This is a genomic window from Pseudomonas sp. 51_B (assembly GCF_017491595.1).
Classification (GTDB): Bacteria; Pseudomonadota; Gammaproteobacteria; order Pseudomonadales; family Pseudomonadaceae; genus Aquipseudomonas; species Aquipseudomonas promysalinigenes.
Window position 1 is genome coordinate 1 of record NZ_JAFGYW010000357.1, and the last position, 457, is coordinate 457.

1 protein-coding gene is annotated in these 457 nt (G+C 62.1%); it reads right to left on the reverse strand.

What is annotated here, in order from left to right; all coding sequences use genetic code 11:
- The coding region (locus J5M56_RS25215; protein ID WP_207938087.1) for a phosphatidylglycerol lysyltransferase domain-containing protein at window positions 1–457 on the reverse strand (457 nt) is incomplete at both ends.

The following is a 457-nucleotide window of genomic DNA, read 5'->3' on the forward strand; positions in this document are numbered from 1 at the left end:
AAGTTGTACAGCTGCTCACCACGGCGGAAAACCATCGAGCCCAGGCGCTGGGTCAGCGGTGCGCCGCGCCGGGGTTGCAGCCCCGACAACGGCACCATGCCCAGGCTGAAGCGCGCGTATCCGTGACTCTTATAGTGTTGAATCAGGCCGACCATCATGAATTCCATGGTCAGCTTGGGCGCTTCCGGGTGCGCGCGCATCAGGTCGAGACTGGCCAGATCGTGGCTGTAGGTCTCGAGCAGATTGGCGAACGCCACCGGGCGGCCTTCGAAGCGAATCACCGCAATGCGGAAATGCTTCAGGTAATCGTCGCTGAAACGGCCGAGGGAGAAGCCTTTCTCGCGCACGTTCTTGCCCGTCAGCCAGGCATCGGAAATCACTTTCAGCTCGTCCATCGGCGCCTGGCCCGGCTCATGGATTTCCAGCGACAGACCATCGCGGGTGCCACGGTTCCAGG